This window comes from Polaromonas sp. (genome assembly GCF_012927455.1).
Classification (GTDB): domain Bacteria; phylum Pseudomonadota; class Gammaproteobacteria; order Burkholderiales; family Burkholderiaceae_C; genus Polaromonas.
The window spans coordinates 1-17649 of record NZ_JABBPE010000001.1; the positions used below are offsets into that span (position 1 = coordinate 1).

The 17649-nt window shown below is 58.3% G+C and carries 21 protein-coding genes and 1 tRNA gene; 13 read left to right on the forward strand and 9 right to left on the reverse strand.

Features of this window, described 5'->3' with window-relative positions:
• Nucleotides 1–266 precede the first annotated feature (266 nt).
• The 4 genes from HHJ18_RS00005 to HHJ18_RS00025 all read right to left on the reverse strand — a co-directional run bounded on the left by HHJ18_RS00005 (nucleotide 267) and on the right by HHJ18_RS00025 (nucleotide 2926).
• Entirely contained in the window at nucleotides 267–698 is a 432-nt protein-coding gene (locus HHJ18_RS00005) for a GNAT family N-acetyltransferase (RefSeq protein WP_296910254.1), read from the reverse strand.
• A gap of 107 nt (nucleotides 699–805) precedes the next feature.
• Nucleotides 806–1180, reverse strand: coding sequence for a VOC family protein (locus tag HHJ18_RS00010; protein ID WP_296910256.1), 375 nt, complete (start codon nucleotides 1178–1180; stop codon nucleotides 806–808).
• Between the two features lie 45 nt (nucleotides 1181–1225).
• A complete protein-coding gene (locus tag HHJ18_RS00015) occupies nucleotides 1226–1834 on the reverse strand; it encodes an ankyrin repeat domain-containing protein (protein ID WP_366558788.1) in 609 nt (202 codons plus the stop codon).
• A 723-nt stretch (nucleotides 1835–2557) separates the two neighbouring features.
• A complete protein-coding gene (locus HHJ18_RS00025) occupies nucleotides 2558–2926 on the reverse strand; it encodes a hypothetical protein (RefSeq protein WP_296910262.1) in 369 nt (122 codons plus the stop codon).
• Nucleotides 2927–3009: 83 nt separating this feature from the next.
• Here HHJ18_RS00025 and HHJ18_RS00030 point away from each other — a divergent pair, with 83 nt between their 5' ends.
• The 6 genes from HHJ18_RS00030 (at nucleotide 3010) to HHJ18_RS20915 (ending at nucleotide 7756) form a co-directional block, all read left to right on the forward strand.
• Nucleotides 3010–3414, forward strand: a complete 405-nt coding sequence (locus HHJ18_RS00030) for an AbrB/MazE/SpoVT family DNA-binding domain-containing protein (RefSeq protein ID WP_296910264.1) — start codon at nucleotides 3010–3012, stop codon at nucleotides 3412–3414.
• A 121-nt stretch (nucleotides 3415–3535) separates the two neighbouring features.
• Nucleotides 3536–4225 (forward strand): DUF2145 domain-containing protein, encoded by a 690-nt coding sequence (locus tag HHJ18_RS00035; protein ID WP_296910266.1) that lies wholly within the window; start codon nucleotides 3536–3538, stop codon nucleotides 4223–4225.
• A 96-nt stretch (nucleotides 4226–4321) separates the two neighbouring features.
• Nucleotides 4322–4774 (forward strand): gamma-glutamylcyclotransferase family protein, encoded by a 453-nt coding sequence (locus HHJ18_RS00040; RefSeq protein ID WP_296910268.1) that lies wholly within the window; start codon nucleotides 4322–4324, stop codon nucleotides 4772–4774.
• Between the two features lie 165 nt (nucleotides 4775–4939).
• Complete coding sequence (locus tag HHJ18_RS00045; protein WP_296910270.1) at nucleotides 4940–6328, forward strand: CoA transferase; 1389 nt, start codon at nucleotides 4940–4942, stop codon at nucleotides 6326–6328.
• Between the two features lie 295 nt (nucleotides 6329–6623).
• Nucleotides 6624–7451 carry a sensor histidine kinase gene (locus HHJ18_RS00050; protein ID WP_366558781.1) on the forward strand — a complete coding sequence of 276 codons (828 nt, stop codon included), beginning with the start codon at nucleotides 6624–6626 and terminating at the stop codon, nucleotides 7449–7451.
• The gene (locus tag HHJ18_RS20915) at nucleotides 7451–7756 is read left to right on the forward strand and encodes a HAMP domain-containing sensor histidine kinase (protein WP_366558782.1); all 306 of its coding nucleotides are present in this window, start codon (nucleotides 7451–7453) and stop codon (nucleotides 7754–7756) included. The genes HHJ18_RS00050 and HHJ18_RS20915 overlap by 1 nt, the downstream gene beginning before the upstream one ends.
• Nucleotides 7757–8282: 526 nt before the next feature.
• Here HHJ18_RS20915 and HHJ18_RS00055 read toward each other — a convergent pair.
• Complete coding sequence (locus HHJ18_RS00055) at nucleotides 8283–8780, reverse strand: hypothetical protein (protein ID WP_296910272.1); 498 nt, start codon at nucleotides 8778–8780, stop codon at nucleotides 8283–8285.
• A 29-nt stretch (nucleotides 8781–8809) separates the two neighbouring features.
• On the opposite strand from HHJ18_RS00055, the gene HHJ18_RS00060 reads away from it, so the two are divergent.
• Nucleotides 8810–9091 (forward strand): hypothetical protein, encoded by a 282-nt coding sequence (locus HHJ18_RS00060; RefSeq protein ID WP_296910274.1) that lies wholly within the window; start codon nucleotides 8810–8812, stop codon nucleotides 9089–9091.
• 301 nt (nucleotides 9092–9392) lie between these two features.
• Here HHJ18_RS00060 and HHJ18_RS00065 read toward each other — a convergent pair.
• Both HHJ18_RS00065 and HHJ18_RS00070 read right to left on the reverse strand, forming a co-directional pair.
• Nucleotides 9393–9469: transfer RNA gene (locus tag HHJ18_RS00065), tRNA-Pro, on the reverse strand.
• Nucleotides 9470–9487: 18 nt separating this feature from the next.
• A complete protein-coding gene (locus HHJ18_RS00070) occupies nucleotides 9488–10471 on the reverse strand; it encodes a polyprenyl synthetase family protein (protein ID WP_296910276.1) in 984 nt (327 codons plus the stop codon).
• 179 nt (nucleotides 10472–10650) lie between these two features.
• Between HHJ18_RS00070 and rplU the strand changes: the two genes are divergently transcribed.
• The 4 genes from rplU (at nucleotide 10651) to proB (ending at nucleotide 13692) form a co-directional block, all read left to right on the forward strand.
• A complete protein-coding gene (gene rplU, locus HHJ18_RS00075; protein WP_296910278.1) occupies nucleotides 10651–10962 on the forward strand; it encodes a 50S ribosomal protein L21 in 312 nt (103 codons plus the stop codon).
• A gap of 28 nt (nucleotides 10963–10990) precedes the next feature.
• Nucleotides 10991–11248, forward strand: a complete 258-nt coding sequence (gene rpmA / locus HHJ18_RS00080) for a 50S ribosomal protein L27 (protein WP_296910279.1) — start codon at nucleotides 10991–10993, stop codon at nucleotides 11246–11248.
• A 108-nt stretch (nucleotides 11249–11356) separates the two neighbouring features.
• Nucleotides 11357–12442 carry an Obg family GTPase CgtA gene (gene cgtA / locus HHJ18_RS00085; RefSeq protein ID WP_296910281.1) on the forward strand — a complete coding sequence of 362 codons (1086 nt, stop codon included), beginning with the start codon at nucleotides 11357–11359 and terminating at the stop codon, nucleotides 12440–12442.
• A 125-nt stretch (nucleotides 12443–12567) separates the two neighbouring features.
• Entirely contained in the window at nucleotides 12568–13692 is a 1125-nt protein-coding gene (gene proB / locus HHJ18_RS00090; protein WP_296910460.1) for a glutamate 5-kinase, read from the forward strand.
• Nucleotides 13693–13718: 26 nt separating this feature from the next.
• On the opposite strand, the gene HHJ18_RS00095 is transcribed toward proB, so the two are convergent.
• Complete coding sequence (locus tag HHJ18_RS00095; RefSeq protein WP_296910283.1) at nucleotides 13719–14231, reverse strand: CNP1-like family protein; 513 nt, start codon at nucleotides 14229–14231, stop codon at nucleotides 13719–13721.
• A complete protein-coding gene (locus tag HHJ18_RS00100) occupies nucleotides 14228–14938 on the reverse strand; it encodes an RNA pyrophosphohydrolase (RefSeq protein ID WP_296910462.1) in 711 nt (236 codons plus the stop codon). The genes HHJ18_RS00095 and HHJ18_RS00100 overlap by 4 nt, the downstream gene beginning before the upstream one ends.
• A gap of 190 nt (nucleotides 14939–15128) precedes the next feature.
• Between HHJ18_RS00100 and HHJ18_RS00105 the strand changes: the two genes are divergently transcribed.
• Both HHJ18_RS00105 and HHJ18_RS00110 read left to right on the forward strand, forming a co-directional pair.
• Nucleotides 15129–16886 (forward strand): proline--tRNA ligase, encoded by a 1758-nt coding sequence (locus tag HHJ18_RS00105; RefSeq protein ID WP_296910286.1) that lies wholly within the window; start codon nucleotides 15129–15131, stop codon nucleotides 16884–16886.
• A gap of 17 nt (nucleotides 16887–16903) precedes the next feature.
• Nucleotides 16904–17557 carry a lytic transglycosylase domain-containing protein gene (locus HHJ18_RS00110; RefSeq protein WP_296910289.1) on the forward strand — a complete coding sequence of 218 codons (654 nt, stop codon included), beginning with the start codon at nucleotides 16904–16906 and terminating at the stop codon, nucleotides 17555–17557.
• Nucleotides 17558–17649 lie beyond the last annotated feature (92 nt).

A 17649-nucleotide genomic window follows, 5' to 3' on the forward strand; every position in this document is an offset into this window, starting at 1 on the left:
GCCCATCGGATACATTCCCCCTGCCGAGGCTGAAGAAAATTACTATCGGCAATTAGCCAGTCAAGTTGCAGTGTCTGCCTGACTTAACCCAACGGGCCTCCACGGAACCCGGGGCGATTCAACTGCTAGAGCAAGCCAATCTGCGCGCACCACAGTTGTAAACCCGATATTGAGGGAGCCGTCGAGACCATATCGTGGTGCAAAACATTGGGGTACGGGGTAACTGTGAGGTCTGACGTGCGAGCTAATCGGGCGCCAGCGAAGGGTTAGGCATCACTGAGGTGGCCACGCTCGATGGCCTTTGCTGGGTTCTCAAAGATGGCCATAGCGGTGAGCATGCGGAGAAAGCCAAACTTGCGATAGAAGTCTTCTTTGCCAGGCACCGAGTAGAGAATGATTTTCTTGTGCCCACTTGAAAGAGCAACTAAGCGTTTGACGACCTCTCCCCCAAGGCCGGTGCCTTGATGAGTTGGTAGTACTGCGACATCGCAGATGTATGAAGCGTCAGCTCCGTCAGCGAGTGCCCGACCTGCGGCAATTAGCTTGCCGTCTTCGTAGGCAAAGCAGCGGTATCTGCTGTTGGTGAACACTGTTTCCAGGACCTTGGCGTTCTTGATTCCAAGTGGCGCTGCTCGATATAGGGCTTCCAGTTCGGTCCAGTCGAGAGTGGTAATGGATTCGGACCACGAAACGGCCATAAGTGTTCCTTGTGTAATGCGTGACGTTCGAGCTGAGCGGGGCGACGACGGCAGGACGCAAGACCGGGCCTGGTGGCGTGCCGATGGCGCTCCGCCTGAGCGAGGCGTTAGGCCTCGGGTTCTTGGCAAACCACTTCGATGTTGTGCCCGTCCGGACCAATGACGAAAGCTGCATAGTAGTTCGCGTGATAGTGGGGGCGCAGACCAGGCGCACCATTGTCTTTGCCACCCGCCTCCAGCGCCGTGCGATAAAAAGCTTCGACTTGCTGGCGATTCTCGGCCGTGAACGCCAAGTGAAGATGCGCCGGCTTCTCTTCGGTTTGGTAAAGGCACAGTGAAGCCTTAGCCTTTGTGCACAGTTCGACACCGTACGTAGGCGGCCCTTCCGAGCCAGCGGATACGCCGAGCGGTTCGAGTGCCTTGAGGAAGAACGCTTTGCTGGCTGCATAGTCGCTGACTCCGAATTTGACGTGGTCAAACATGAGTTCTCCTAAAGTGTGTGAGCCTGCGCGAGGTCCGGCTGCCTGTTAGTTCGCGCCGGTAACGGCGCCGGCGGCGCGCAAGACCGCAACCATCTCGGAAGTGCCGCTTTGCAGTGCGAAATCAAGCGGCCGTCGCCCGTCGTCATCCTTGGCGTTGACATTGGAGCCGGCGCCAATCAGTATTTTAAGAGCTTCGGCGCTTTTGCTCTTTGCCGCATTGTGGATGGGCTGCTTGCCAGACAGGGCCAGCGTATGAATGTCGGCACCCGCGGCAATAAGCGCCTGGAGCATTGCCGTCTTGCCCCAAAGCGCGGCGAGCTGAATGGGCTGCACTCGGTAGTTGTTTGAAGCGTTGACGTTGCCCCCGGCAGCAATTACGGATGTGAGCAGTTCGACATCGCCAAAGGAAGCAACGGAATGAATCAACTGGTCGTTGTTCGAATCGCATGCGTTCACATTGGCGCCGCTGGCCAACAGCGCACGCACGATGGGCAGCGAATCGGCGTTGAACGCCCGGTCCATGGGCGTCCAGCCGTTTTTATTTGCCACATCTACCTTGGCGCCGGCCTTCAGCAAAGCCTGTACCGTTTGAACGCTGGCGATGTCAGTTGCCAAATGCAAAGGGGTGTTGCCAGCGTCGTCGGTCGCATTAATGCTCGCTTTGGCGGCCAGGAGCATTTGAACGATTTGCGTATGCCCCCCCCCCGCGCGGCCAGATGCAGCGGCTCGCTGCCATCGGTGTCTCGGTGCTTGACCGATGCGCCGCTGACAAGCAAGCGCTTGACGCCCTCGACGTCGCCCTGGTTGGCCTGTGAAGAGAGCGTTTCTGACAAGTCGTGGGTGGCCGAGGAAAAGCCGTATTGCTGACAAACCCAGGGCATGTCATCGAGCCCGCCAGGTCTGGCGGTCGATTCTTGTAATTCGAGCTGCATATTGCTCATGGCGGATTTGTAATCCGCACTCAGGCGGAGCGCGCGAATAGCTTTTCCCCCCTGCGCCGCCTCATAACTTTTTTTGCCCGCCGCGGCCCCGGCACGGTCGATTTTTAAGCAGGCCGAATATAAAAAATCCATGCGCGCGAGAATCAACTCGCTCGACTCTCCCGCGTCGGCCCGGGCACCCGCCGTGAGCGCCGCGCCGGCTGCAAGGAAAAGACAAAAAAGAGATTTTTTCATGAGTGGTGCGAAAAAATGTTTCAGTAATGCAGGGGTGCTAGTAATAAGTTAATTGTGCCGCAGCCGCAGGCGGAAAAGGCGCCACAGCGCTGCCAAAAAAGTTGCGCAAATAGCGTACAACTGGTGCGGAAATGCAACCTGCTTACTAGATGGCCTGCTGTACCCGGCATCGGACCTGCGCTCTAAGGAGCACTGCACCCACTCAGCTGGCTTCACCGACCATGTGTTCTGGCTCGATTCTCGCTAGGACCTCGACGTAAATGGATTTAGTTAGTTCCGTAAATATGGTGAGGCCCGATAGCTTTGCATTTCTACCAGGAGCGGTCATTCGCTCCCATAACTTGAACACGTCAAAAAACCGGTTGCGGTCTTTCGAATTCTGACAAGAGTTATTCAACATTGCCATTCTTGGAACTCCGAGGACGACTCCACTAGTTTCGACATCACGATTAATGCGGGTGAAGCGTCGCGGGAAATGTTGGGCAGAAAGAGTACGCAAGAGGGCACGCTTGCGAAATTTAATGATAAGGGTATCCCTCTTCAAAATACTTTCGGCGAGTAGCTGTTTCAAGGGTCTAGCCTGTATAGTTTCGCTGGCATTCGGTTTAACGCCGCAAGCTATACGAGAACTCAACAACCCCAAGGGACTAACCCATGAAAAAAATCGCCGCCGTTTTGCTTTCCGTATTCTTGCTCGCACCAACCATCGCGTCGGCGGACTCCGTGATAAAGGCCTCTGAGCTCAGCGCCCTGGGCGGCCTGTCCCTTGTGGCGGCCCCGCTCTACATGCTTTCCGGCGCTGCCGTACTGGTCACCGGCGTGGTCACCACCGTTGTTGACGCCAGCAAGGTCAACGTGCTGGTGACCACAGAAAAGGGTAAAGAAACCATCACCTTGCCAAAAAGCGTTGTCGACAAAGCCAACTTGAAGGCTGGCGACCAGCTAACGGTCAAGCCCTCCAAATCCGGCGCGCTGCTTTCCAAGAACGAAACACCCCTGGCCTTCTTGGTCACTCCGGAAAACGCCAAGCTGTCGCGCAGCCATGAACTGGCTAAATAAGTCCGCGCGGACGCTCATCGCCGCGTCCCTTTGCCTGGCTGCCGGTGCCGCAAACGCCGGCCGCGCTTGCGAAGAAACTGTCGTTGACCCGGCTAAGACTCAAATTGCTTTTGATACCGCGATGACTTTGGGCAACGTGCTCGATGCCAGCGGCCAAAAGCTGGTCATCCTGGCCAGGCGCGGCCAAGACCTCGAAAAGTACGGAGTCACGTTCTCGCATGCAGCATTTGCGGCCAGAGAAGCGGGCGGCTGGGCCATTTACCACGACCTTAACGTGTGTGGTAGTGCGCTGTCGAAGCTTTTTGTTCAGGGGCTGGCCGAGTTCTTGGCCGATGACCTGATTTCGCAAGACGTTGCAGTGGTCACGCCCGAGCCTTGGCTGCAAGACCGATTGATTCAGGTACTGGCATCAAAGCAAGAGCAGTTTCGGATGCACGAGTCGGCGTACAGCGCCGTGGCTTATCCTTTTGCCCTACGCTATCAGAACTCGAACGGCTGGATTCTCGAAACCTATGCCAGGGCTGCTTCCGAGACGCTGCTGCCCACGCGGGATGAAGCGCAAGGCTGGCTGAAGTCGCAGGGATACACCCCGAGCATTATTGAGCTGGGGACGCTGACGCGTCTTGGGGCGCGCATGTTCAAGGCCAACGTCGCGTTCGATGACCAGCCCGCAGAATTACGGTGGGCCGGCAAAATCACGGCCAGCACTGGTGACTCGGTGCTGAGGTTTGTTGCCAAAAATGGCATCAAGCAGCCCGGCTGCACACACGGGAAGTTTGCCGAGGCTGTTTGCCTGGTAAAAAACCAGTAGTCCAGCCCGTCGGACGCGTTACCCTGTGAGCTGACGCGGACCGACCAACAGCGGCCGTTGAGATGACCTTTGCAATGCCTCATGCTCAGGAGCCCGATGTCACAACTCGTCTTCGTTTTCGGAACCTTGAAAGAGGGCTTCCCTAACTTCGCCACCAACAAAGGCGCACGAGTCGGGGGGAGCTTCATTACCGTGGAGCGCTATCCGCTGTACCTGGTCGGAGAGCGCTTCTCGCCATGGTTGATTCACGCTGCAGGGGAAGGTGAGCGAGTTGTCGGCCAGGTCTTCAAAGTCGACCAGGTAACGCTCAAAGCCATGGACGTCCTTGAGCGAATCACCGAGCCCGATGGGTACCGACGGGTAGCGATTGACGTGGAGGAGCTGGAGGACGCATCGAAGGGGAGGCTCAGCGTCCATGCATACGTCAAGGACCGGGAGCTCTTTCGTCGTTCAGACGCACAGCTTGGGCCGCTGCGCGAATACGCACATGTGCACGCTGCGCTGTATCGAAGCAGAGCATTGCCGCCCCAGTGTGGCAGCCTTCAGTGAACCGCGCGGGGGCGTAGCATCGCACGGACCGACTACATTCGCTTGTACTGTCGGCATTCAATCTGCAATTATCTCCGTCCGCTCCAGGCACCGTACCGCCCGTCGATTTCCGGCCAGAAGCGGTCTTTTGATAAGCTCGACTATCGAGTGAAGAGCAGGACGTATATGAACCCAAGTGACATATTGCGGGACTTGTGGCAAGTCGCAGGACTACCGGCCGACGCGTTAGCTTTTGCCGCGCTACATGGCGCGGACCCTGTGTTTCCCTCGTCCTTTCGGGTCGGAGCTGCGGCGCAAAGCACCATCGCCGCAGCTGCTTTGGCTGCTTGTGAGGTCGCCCACCAACGCGGCACGGCTCGCCAGCGCGTGACCGTCGATTTGACACACGCGGCCATCGAATGCACTGGATGGTTCAGCATCGACGGGCGTGTGCCGGACCTCTGGGATACATTTTCTGGCTTATACCGCTGCGCTGATGGCCATGTAAGGATTCACGCTAACTTCTCTCACCACCGCGAGGGTGCCTTGCGCTTATTGGGACTCAATCCGGCAACATCACAGCGCAGTGACGCCGAGCAAGCTTTTCTTCGCTGGCGCGCAATCGATTTCGAGGACGCCGCCGCCAACATGAACCTTGTGGCCACCGCATTGCGCCGTTTCGATGAGTGGGATGCGACGCCGCAAGGACATGCCTTGGGCACCCAGCCACTTTTTACCATCGACCGCATTGGCGAACCCAAAGATGCGCCACCTCTTGTGTTGCCAGCGTTGCGCGACGACGAGTCTCCTTTGAGCGGCCTGCGCGTGCTCGACCTTACGCGCATTCTCGCAGGCCCTGTAGGCGGCCGCGTGCTTGCGGCCTATGGCGCAGATGTAATGCTCATTAACTCGCCAAATCTTCCAAACATCGCCGCCATTGCAGACACCAGCCGGGGCAAACTTTCGGCTCACGCGGACTTGCGAACTGACCAGGGCCGCGCCGCGCTTGAACACTTGGTCGGAAACGCACATGTTTTCGTGCAAGGCTATCGACCTGGAGGGCTCTCAGCCCTTGGTTACGGTGCCGAAGAAATCGTTCGGCTGCGCCCAGGCATCATCTATGTGACGCTTTCCGCCTATGGCACGCAAGGACCCTGGGTGGAGCGGCGTGGCTTTGACTCGCTGGTACAAACGGCTATGGGCTTCAACTATGCTGAGGGTGAAGCTGATGGTGACGGGGTGCCGCGACCAATGCCCATGCAGATTCTTGATGAAGCGACCGGATACCTGCTGGCCTTTGGTGTGGCGGCGGCGCTGTGTCGTCAGCAGCGTGAGGGCGGGAGCTGGCATGTACAGGTATCGCTGGCGCAGACCGGACAGTGGCTTCGACGACTGGGGCAGGTGGCTGGTGGGTTGGCTGCGGTGAGGCCCAACATGGCACCCTATCTTGAGATTTCCCAGTCTGGATTTGGCGAGTTGTGTGCGGTCCGCCACAGTGCCCAGCTCTCGCGCACGCCAGCCAACTGGAAGCGGCAATCAATGCCGCCCGGCAGCAGTGCTCCGGCCTGGCCTTAGAACTGGCTGATTCCGACCAAGAGCAGGCATTGCAGCCCATTCTCTGGCATGTGCACCTCTGGTTCAGTGCGCTTCAAGGCGGGTGCTGAAAGCCACTGGAAGCATAGCCCCTAAGCCCAACAATGTGTGGCAGCGTACAGATCACTTGGTTTGCAAGTGTTAACTTTCCAACCAGACATCAACCCGACAGGCCGATTTTTACCCATTTTGACGCGGCTGCGTGTTGGGCGATAGACAAATAGGTGGGATGGTCCATAGTCAGTGAATGGCCTGAAACGCTAGAAAAGTTGAACCTATGCTTCACCAGTTTTTAGCCAACAACCGCGCCATCCTGATTGCCAGGTGCATTGGAAAGGTCAACAAAAGACCGAAGCGGGCTGCTACCCCTGAGCAATTGAAAAACGGCATCCCGATGTTCATCGACCAGTTGACCAGAACACTGGAGGCCGAGCGAAGTAATGAAGACGCGACCAGCCTTCAGATTTCCGGCCCGGCAGGCGGGGACGCTGCTAATTTGTCTGAAATGGGGCTTAGCGCGGCGGCGCATGGCAAGGCGTTGCTGTACCTCGGCTACAGTGTGGACCAAGTCGTGCATGACTACGGCGACCTGTGCCAAGCCATCACGGACCTGGCCTTCGAGCGGGACGCACCTTTCAGCATCGACGAATACCGAACATTGAACCGTTGCCTGGACAATGTCATGGCCGACGCCGTGACCGAATTCAGCGCCCAGCGCGATGCAACCCTCACGGCCGAGCAAAGCCTGCATGAGACCGAGCAGCTCGGCTTTTTGATGCACGAGCTGCGCAATGCGCTTGGAACTGCAAGCCTTGCGGTCACCGCCATGGAGATGGGCAGCCTGACCCCGGCAGGAGCTACAGGCGCGGTGTTAAAGCGCAGTCATGCGTCCATGGCCAAGCTCATTAGCAACGCCTTGATTGAGGTGCGCGCCAAAAATAGAGGAATCGGGCATCCACAGCTGCTCTCGCTGGCGGGTTATATCGCCGAAGCCAAAACTGGCGCCGACTTGGATGCGACCACGAGAGGATGCCTTCTCGCCGTGGCCGAGGTGGACCCAAGTCTGGGCATCCAGGTCAACCACGAACTGATCTGGGGGCTTTGATGAATTTGCTGCACAACGCCTTCAAGTTCACGCACTCGCATACGCAGGTGTCGTTAAATGCCTACGCAGTGGGCGAGCGCATCCTCATAGACGTGAAAGACCAGTGCGGCGGCCTGCCGCCCAGTAGTACCGAGAAAATGTTCACGCCCTTCACTCAACACAGCCATGACAGGACGGGCATGGGGCTGGGCCTGTCAATTGCCCGAAAAAGCGTCGAAGCCGACGGCGGCACCTTGAGCGTTAGGGACGTGCCGGGCACGGGATGCATTTTCACAATTGACCTACCGCGCTATTCGCTGAGATAGCCACACTTGGCAGGCAGTACCTCGGCTGTGCGCAGAATGAATGACTGCTTTGGGCACAAAGCGGTCAGTCGCCCGCGTTCAGTCAATAAGCCTTCAGACCTCAATCACGCAAGCCCACCCAAAGTTCCTATTCTCAAAATCTAGCGCTCCAACCTTCGCTGCCGAGCCCACATTCCTGGCGTAGCCTTGCGGGTTGGCAACGACCCTGCATCCACGATTCAGGTCAACTCGGTAGTCGGTGCATAGCGTCGTGCCGAGAAACCTAACACCGCCAAAGTCGACAGAATCGTTATCCAAGAAACTGATGGGAGTTCCGGATGTCGCCTTGCGCAAATCAACGCGCATTTGCTCAATCGAATTTTCATAGAATTCATGGTTCCCGGCAAGGAGCAACACGAGTACGGCCGCCGGCCCTTGGAATCTCACCTAGTGATTCGAGAAGCGCAGAGCGCAGCGAGAGCTTGCGCGGCCGCCCATTTTTCGTCTCTGGCAAATATGCCGTCCCCGCAGCAAAATCCACGCGGTCTCAGGTCAGTGTGAGCGTCTTGCCGCGCCGCGCCGCCGTCATCAGCTGGAACTGCTCGAAGGTCTCAAAAATGGGTATCGGCTTGCACGTCTGTTCAGCTACGGGACGCAAGCGCTTACGCTCCTGGGCCAGACCCTTCTTGCGGGCACTGTTGCTGGAAAAAGTCATGCCTTCGAGGCCTTGGCCGGCCAGTTCTTGCAGGCGTTGTTCGGCGGCCCGCTCAAAGTCCAGCTGTGCCAACGCCTCAATCAGCCGCATCTCCTCGTCCGGGCTGATGCGCCGCTCGCGTTCGTTGAAGTATTTCGGCCGGCGCACGCCGTCCATCGGGTTTTTGTCCAGGTTGAAGCCCCAGACTTTAGTGGCAACGGTGAAGATGCTTCGAATGATGTAAAGCTCGCGGTCAACCGTGGCCGGCGCAACGCTCAGCAGGCGTTCGGCGATGAAGTCTTCAATGTCAATCGCCTCCACCTTCGACAGCCGCTTGTGTATCCACAGCAAGCGCGGTAGCGCTCCAGCAAGACCTGCCCATGGGCTTCACTGTCATCGAGCCAGCCTTCGAGCTTACAGGCTTGGATCTGGAAGCTCTTGCGCTTGGGCGCCTCCTTGAGCAGGAAGCGAACCATCAGGTCGGCATAGGTGATGCTGTGGGACTTGGTGTAGTCCGTGAACAAACCGCGACTGCGCTCGGCATCAATCTGCTGGCAGAAATCTTCTGCTTTTTTGGCGCGAATCGAAAGTCATCTGTTGCTTGCGATAACCCTTCTGCCGGATTCGAACGAAAAACTCGTCTTCCTCCTGCTTGGCACTGAGTTTGAGACTTTCCCCACGCAAGCTGTCCATGTAGGCCTCAGCCTTGGCGAGCTGGGTATGGGGAAAACTGCGAGTCTTGTCATCACGGTTTTTGACAGTGACGCATTAGCGCGAACGGTTCTCAAAGGTGGCCATGTGAAGCTCCAGGTTTTGGAGACTTCTGTAGCCACTGAATTTATACGGACGCTGCACCGTACCGCTCAAACTGCGCCAACTGGCACAGTTTTGGCACAGATTTAACTTTTTGACCCTTGGCACCGATGCCAAAAACTTCGTAAGCCATTGATTTTAAAAAAAAATTGGTCGGGGTGAGAGGATTCGAACCTCCGGCCTCTACGTCCCGAACGTAGCGCTCTACCTGGCTAAGCTACACCCCGCCACGACCACCAGCCCACTCAAGACCGCCGCTGCAGCAATTGGGAAGCCAGTTGCCGCAGAGCATTACTGTATGGGTTTTGGGGCAAAGCTTGCAAGGCATTCAGTGCGCACTGGGCCTCGGCGGCGGCGGCGGCGCGAGTGGCCTCCAAGGCGCCACTGCGCTGCACGATTGCAATAATTTTTGCCATCTGCTCGGTTCCGCCGGTTTCAATGGCCTGCCGGATGGTGGCACTCTCAGCCTCAGTGCCGCGCTGCATCGCAATGATCAGCGGCAGCGTGGCCTTGCCTTCGCGCAGGTCGTCACCCAAATTTTTTCCCATTTCCGCTGCGTTGCCGTCATAGTCCAGCACATCATCGATGACCTGAAAGGCGGTGCCCAGGGCCTGCCCGTAGTCCGCGCAGCTTTGCTCAAGCGCTGCACTGGACTGCGCCAGCAAGGCAGCCAGACGGGCGCTGGCCTCGAACAGCTTGGCTGTCTTGGAGCGGATCACGCGCAGGTAATCGTCCTCGGACAGCGTCGCGTCGTGCATGTTCATGAGTTGCAGGACCTCCCCTTCGGCAATCACATTGGTGGCCTCTGCCAGGGTCTGCATGATGCGAATATCGCCCGCATCGACCATCATCTGGAAGGCCCGCGAATACAGAAAATCACCGACCAGCACGCTGGCGGGATTGCCAAAGGCTTCGTTAGCGGTGGCTCGGCCGCGGCGCAGCGTGGAATCGTCCACCACGTCGTCATGCAACAGAGTTGCGGTATGAATGAACTCCACCACGGCCGCCAGATTGTGGCGCTGCTCGCCCCGATAGCCCAGCGCGCCGCACATCAGCAGCAACAAGGCGGGGCGCAGGCGCTTGCCACCGGCAGCGACAATGTAATGCGACACCTGACTGACCAGTGGCACCTCTGACTTCAGGCGCTGCACGATCACCTTGTCCATTTCGCGCATATCGTCGGCAATCAGGGCCAAGGCGGCGGCGGTACTTGAAGAGTTGACTGACAAAAGGCTATCCAGACATTGAGTTTGACCCGATTATAGGAAGCTGGCTTGCCTCCGCTTCCGGCTTCGGGTCCGGCCCGACAAAGACCTCTATCCTGCGGCACTGGTCATTTTGCCCCTCCGTGCTAGAATGAAAGGCTCTGTGGAAATACGTCCGCAGAACTCAATTTACGAGGTCTTACATGTACGCGGTCATAAAAACCGGTGGCAAACAATACAAAGTTGCTACTGGAGAAAAAATTAAAGTAGAACAGATTGCTGCGGACGTAGGCCAAGAGATCGTTATTGACCAGGTTTTGGCTGTCGGAGAAGGCAGCACGATTACGGTTGGTACGCCCTTGGTTCTAGGTGCAACAGTCACAGTCACGGTAGTGGCTCACGGCAGGCACGACAAAATTCGCATTTTCAAAATGCGTCGTCGCAAGCACTATCAGAAACGCCAGGGTCACCGGCAAAACTTCACGGAACTGCAAATCGGCGTTATCGCTGGTTGAGCAGGAACGTCACAGGAGTAATTGAAAAATGGCACAGAAAAAAGGCGGCGGCTCTACGCGAAACGGGCGTGATTCACAGCCCAAGATGCTGGGCGTCAAGAAATTTGGCGGCGAAGTAATCAACGCAGGCAGCATCATCGTGCGCCAACGCGGCACCAAGTTCCACCCGGGCGTCAATGTCGGCATCGGCAAGGACCATACCCTGTTTGCACTGGTGGACGGTCACGTTTCCTTTCGCATTAAGGGCACGCTGAACAAGCACACCGTCAATGTGACGCCAGCGTAAGCTGCATCACTTCGATGGCATCGAAGCCCCGACCAGTCGGGGCTTTTTTGTTTGTAAACTAGTCTTTCGTTCCCCAAGCAAGCCGCTCAACCCGCGCTCGATCCCATCATGAAATTTGTCGACGAAGCCTATATTGACATTGCCGCTGGCGATGGCGGGAGCGGCTGCGTCTCGTTCAGCCACGAAAAGTACAAGGAGTTCGGCGGCCCGAACGGCGGTGATGGCGGACGCGGCGGCCATGTGTATGCGGTGGCCGACCTTAACCTGAACACCCTGGTGGATTTCCGGTTCTCACGCCGCCATGAGGCCCGCAATGGCGGACACGGCATGGGCTCTGACATGTTTGGCGCCAAAGGCGACGACATCATCCTGAAAATGCCCGTCGGCACCATTCTTACCGACGCCGAAACCGGCGAGGTGCTGTTTGAGTTGCTGACGCCTGGCGAGCAAATCCTGATAGCCAAGGGTGGCGATGGCGGTTTTGGCAATTTGCGCTTTAAAAGCTCCACCAACCGTGCGCCGCGCAGCAAGACTCCAGGCTGGCCCGGTGACCGCAAAAGCTTGAAGCTTGAGCTCAAGGTGCTTGCAGATGTCGGGCTGCTGGGCATGCCCAACGCAGGCAAATCGACCTTCATCTCGGCCGTTTCCAATGCCCGGCCGCGCATTGCCGACTACCCTTTCACCACGCTGCACCCCAATTTGGGCGTGGTGCGGGTCGGCCCAGAACAAAGCTTCGTGGTTGCTGATTTGCCCGGCCTGATCGAAGGCGCGTCAGAAGGCGCTGGCCTGGGTCACCTGTTTTTACGGCATCTGCAGCGCACTCGCCTGCTGCTGCACATTGTGGATATGGCACCGTTTGACGAGAACGTCGATCCGGTGGCCCAAGCAAAGGCCATCGTGGGCGAACTCAAAAAATACGATGAAGCGCTATACAAGAAACCCCGCTGGCTGGTCCTCAACAAACTGGACATGGTCGATGCGGACAAGCGTGAAGCGCTCGTCAAGGATTTTGTCAAGCGCTTCAAGTTCAAGGGCCCGGTCTTTGAAATTTCTGCGCTGACGCGTGAAGGCTGCGAACAACTCGTCAAGACGATTTACCAGCATGTCAAGAAAGTCCAGAAAAGCGAGCAACCCGAGGAAGAAATCGATCCGCGATTTGTCGAGTTGCCGCCGGAAGCACCGGTTTCCGGCTAATCTGCGGGCATGGGCTGGGCATGGGCATCGGCGCCAGCCAAGCTTCACTTGCTATATTAATAATAGCTGCTTGCGCCCGTATTCATTGGGCTAGAGCCTGAAAAGCACTGAACATGGACGACTACATGGGCTCTCCGGTACTGCGCAACGCCAAACGTCTGGTGGTGAAGGTAGGCTCCAGCTTGGTCACCAACGAGGGCCGGGGGCTGGATGCCGACGCCATCGGGCAGTGGTGCGAACAGCTGGCGACGCTGGTCAAAGAAGGGCGCGAAGTCATCATGGTGAGCAGCGGCGCCATCGCCGAAGGCATGAACCGGCTCGGCTGGAGCGCCCGGCCCAAAGCCATCCACGAACTGCAGGCCGCTGCTGCGGTCGGGCAAATGGGCCTGGTTCAGATGTATGAAACCAAATTACGCGAAAACGGCATAGGCAGCGCGCAAGTCCTGCTGACCCATGCCGATCTTGCCGACCGCGAGCGCTACCTTAATGCCCGCTCTACCTTGCTCACCTTGCTGCAGCTAGGCGTCGTGCCGGTCATCAACGAGAACGACACTGTCGTTAACGACGAGATCAAGTTTGGCGACAACGACACGCTGGGCGCGCTAGTGGCCAATCTGGTCGAAGCCGATGCGTTGGTCATCCTGACCGACCAGAAAGGCCTTTACACCGCCGATCCGCGCAAGGACCCCGCGGCCCGCTTTGTGCGTGAGGGAAAAGCCGGCGATGTGACACTGGAAGCGATGGCGGGCGGCGCCGGCTCCAGCATAGGCAGCGGCGGCATGATCACCAAGATACTGGCGGCCAAACGCGCGGCGCGCTCGGGCGCATCGACCGTCATCGCCTGGGGCCGCGAACCGCGGGCGCTGATCCGGCTGATGCAGGGCGAATCGATTGGCACCCTGCTGGTGGCGCAAACCCAGAAACTGCAGGCGCGCAAGCAATGGATGGCCGATCACCTGCAAATGCGCGGTTCGGTGACGGTGGATGCGGGCGCCGCCAGCAAGGTGCGCGACGAAGGCAAAAGCCTGCTGCCCATCGGCATGACCCGGGTCGACGGTGAATTTTCGCGCGGCGATGTGATTGCGGTCAGGGACGCCGGCGGCGCAGAGATTGCACGCGGCCTGGCCAACTATTCAAGTTCCGAGGCCAGGCTGATTTGCCGCAAGGCTTCGTCTGAATTTGAGAAGTTGCTGGGCTACACCGGTGAACCCGAAATGCTGCACCGGACCAATCTGGTGCTCAGCCGATAAGTCCCTCGCGGGGCTAGAAATAGCCTTTATTCGGCAATCTTAAAGTTCTGGTTTTTCAGCCGACTGACCAGCACCTTGACTGAGGACGGCGCCGTTGCGTTGTCGCAGCCACCGGCCTGGGCAAAGCGCAAGGCGTGTCTGGACGGCATGTTTCCAAACAGCGAGCGCCACTCCGGCTGGCTTACGGCACTCCAATGGCCATCGGCTGAATAGCGCGCATAAGTTTTGAACTCACCGGTCGAGCAGCGCAAACCCTCGTACATGACGTTTCTTGCGCCGCTGGCACTGGTGGCCACCATCACGTAGCGCACCACGCCGTCGTTGTGGGTGATGCGAATCGACGCCGGATCCACACCATAGACCAGCGAAGAGCTTGCTGCCACCTCAAAAATGACGAGCTTGCTGACGTCAAAGGCCGGCGGGGGTGGCACTTCGGATTCTTGCCAGTCAGGGGCATCGACCAAGTTCTGGGCCCCTACCGCGCCGCTCAGGCAAAACAAAAGCGCCCAACAAGCCAGAAAAACCGGTTTAAATTTCATGTTTTGAAGATAGGGGGCACCACATCCAGACTGGTTTGTGGATCAGGCTCAAAGGTGGCGCCAGGCGGTAACTCAAACGAAGGACCGAGCCGGCTGGCATAGGAATGCTGAGGGTTACCGCCGCTCGTATGCGAATTGGTCGCTGCGGCAGGGCTGGCAAGCTGATCACGTTGGTGCAGGCCGCCACGCAAGTATCGGTTGTGGTGGTCCGGGCGCGGCTCGTAGCGAGCATCAAAACGCGGCACATAGCGCGACAGTTCCGTCAGCGCCATTTCGTAGACGCCGCGCTTGAACTCGACCACTACGTCGAGCGGCACCCAATAGTCGTTCCAGCGCCAAGCGTCGAACTCCGGATGATCGGTGGCGCGCAGATTCAAATCCCAGTCGTGACCGACCAGTTGCAGCAGGAACCAGATTTGTTTCTGGCCTTTGTAATGTCCGCGCGCATCGCGGCGAATAAACCGGTCAGGCACCTCATAGCGCAACCAGTCTCGGGTTCGGGCCAGCACTTGTACATGCTGTGGGTGCAATCCGACCTCTTCGTGCAATTCACGGAGCATGGCCTGCTCGGGATTTTCGCCCCGGTCAATGCCACCCTGCGGAAACTGCCAGGAGTGTGTTCGGATACGTTTGCCCCAAAAAACCTGACTTCTCTGGTTGAGCAAGATGATGCCGACGTTGGGCCTGAAGCCATCCCGGTCGAGCATAATCAAACCTCAATTTTTTAAACTGAGTCCATTATGCACAGCGGTAGCCCGGCGCGGCGCTTATGGCCTGATGACATCTTTAAAAATGATGGTTTTCGGTGGGCGCGAGCACGCAAATCACGCCGAATCCATCCATCCCCCAGCGTCGCAATCCCCAAAAACCCTCTCCAAATCTAGAAAAAAGCAACCCATGAAAGCTTCCCAGTTCTTCATCTCCACCTTGAAGGAAGCGCCTGCCGACGCTGAAATCGTCAGCCATCAGTTGATGATGCGCGCCGGCCTGATCAAAAAGCTTGGGGCGGGCATTTACAACTACATGCCCATGGGCTTGCGCGTGATCCGCAAGGTCGAGGCGATTGTGCGCGAGGAAATGAACCGTGCCGGCGCCGTGGAAATGGCTATGCCGGTGGTCCAGCCGGCCGAGTTCTGGCAGGAAACCGGCCGTTTTGAAGCCATGGGACCCGAGTTGCTGCGCATCAAAGATCGCCATGGCCGGGATTTCGTGGTTCAGCCCACCAGCGAAGAAGTCGTTACCGACGTGATGCGTCAGGATATCCGCAGCTACAAACAGCTGCCGAAAAACCTCTATCAGATTCAGACCAAGTTCCGCGACGAACGGCGTCCGCGTTTTGGCCTGATGCGAGGCCGCGAGTTCATCATGAAAGATGCCTACAGCTTTGACCGCGACCAGGCCGGCGCTAAAGCCAGCTACCAGAACATGGCGCAGGCCTACCGGCGAATTTTTGACCGCTTTGGCCTGACCTACCGCGCCGTCGCCGCCGACAGCGGGGCGATTGGAGGCGACCTGAGCGAAGAGTTCCAGGTGATTGCAGCCACTGGCGAAGACGCCATCGTCTACTGCCCGGACAGCGATTACGCGGCCAACATGGAAAAGGCCGAGGCGCTGGCGCCGCCGGGCGCGCGCCCGGCACCCGCGCAGGCGCTGAAAAAAACCGCTACGCCCGGCAAAGCCACTTGCGCCGAGGTCGCCGAACTGCTGGGCATCCCGCTACGCACCACCGTCAAGTCGCTGGTGCTGGCGACCGACCAGAGCAACGAGGCCGGCGAAGTAGTCAAGACCCAGGTCTGGCTGCTGCTGCTGCGCGGCGACCATGAGATGAACGAAGTCAAGGTCGGCAAGTTGCCGGGTCTGGATGCCAGCTTTCGCTTTGCCACGCTGGCCGAGATTGATGCGTACTTCGGCTGCGAGCCCGGCTACCTCGGCCCGCTGAACATGAAGCAAGCCGTCAAACTGGTAGTGGACCGTGAGGTTGCCGTGTTGGCTGACTGGGTCTGCGGCGCCAATGAAGTTGACTTTCACTACACCGGCGTCAACTGGGGCCGCGACTTGCCAGAGCCTGATCTGATAGCAGACATCCGCAACGTGGTGGCGGGCGACCCGTCGCCAGATGGCAAGGGCGTGCTGGTGATAGAGCGCGGCATCGAGGTCGGCCATGTGTTCTACCTCGGCACCAAATACAGCCGGGCCATGAATGCGACGTTTCTCGGCGAAAACGGCAAGCCGCAATTCATGGAAATGGGCTGTTACGGCATCGGTATCACGCGCCTGCCGGCAGCGGCGATCGAGCAGAACCACGACGAGCGCGGCATTATCTGGCCCGATGCGATTGCCCCGTTCACGCTGGTGATCTGCCCCATCAGCCCGGACCGCTTTCCCGAGGTCAAGGCCGCTGCCGACAAGCTGCATGACGAACTGCTGGCGGCCGGCGTGGACGTGATGCTGGACGACCGCGGCGAGCGCCCCGGCGCCATGTTTGCCGACTGGGAACTGATTGGCGTGCCGCACCGCGTCACCATAGGCGACCGCGGCCTGAAAGAGGGCCAGTTTGAGTACCAGCACCGCCGCGACACCGCAGCGACTTCCATAGCAGCGGCCAGCGCGCTGGATTTCCTCAAAGGAAAACTCGGCTTGGCGACGGCGCAATAGGGGGTTGGCGATTGTCCATGCAGCCCCGAGCGCCCGAAGCCCTGACGGCAACGCGAATTTCCAGAAGAAAGTGCCTGCAGACCATAGCCTGCTTGTGCAGTCCGCTATTATTTTCAGAGCAGGCAAGGGCCGGTTCACAACTCGAAGAACCGCTCATGGACTCGGTTCGAACGACGCTGGGTTCTGCCATTGCCAACCGCGCGCCACCGCTTCCCGAGTTCAGGGACACCGAAAGCAAACTGGTCTACCTACGCTGGCTGGGCGCCATGAGCGATCGCCTCAAGAAGAAAAGCCCGGAATGGCAAATCCGCAAGGAATTTCTGCAAACCGTCTGGTACGAAAGCAAACGCGCCGGGCTGGACGTGACGCTCGTGATGGGGCTGATCCAAGTTGAAAGCAATTTTCGCAAGTTTGCCGTGAGCAACGTGGGGGCGCGCGGCTACATGCAGGTGATGCCTTTCTGGACGCGCGTGATTGGCGATGGCGACCCTGGCAAGCTGTTTCACATGCAGACCAACCTGCGCTTTGGTTGCGTCATCCTGCGCCACTACCTGGACCGCGAACGCGGCGATGTCTTCATGGGCCTGGGCCGCTACAACGGCTCGCGCGGCAAGGCACCCTATCCCAACGCCGTGCTGGGGGCGAGCAAGCAGTGGGAATTTGGCAGGTGACTGGCGCAAGGGGCGCGACAATTTTTTGCTATGAATTTCATAGCTACTTGCGCCCGTTCTGATTGGGCTAGAGGCCTATTTGATGCCTAAAA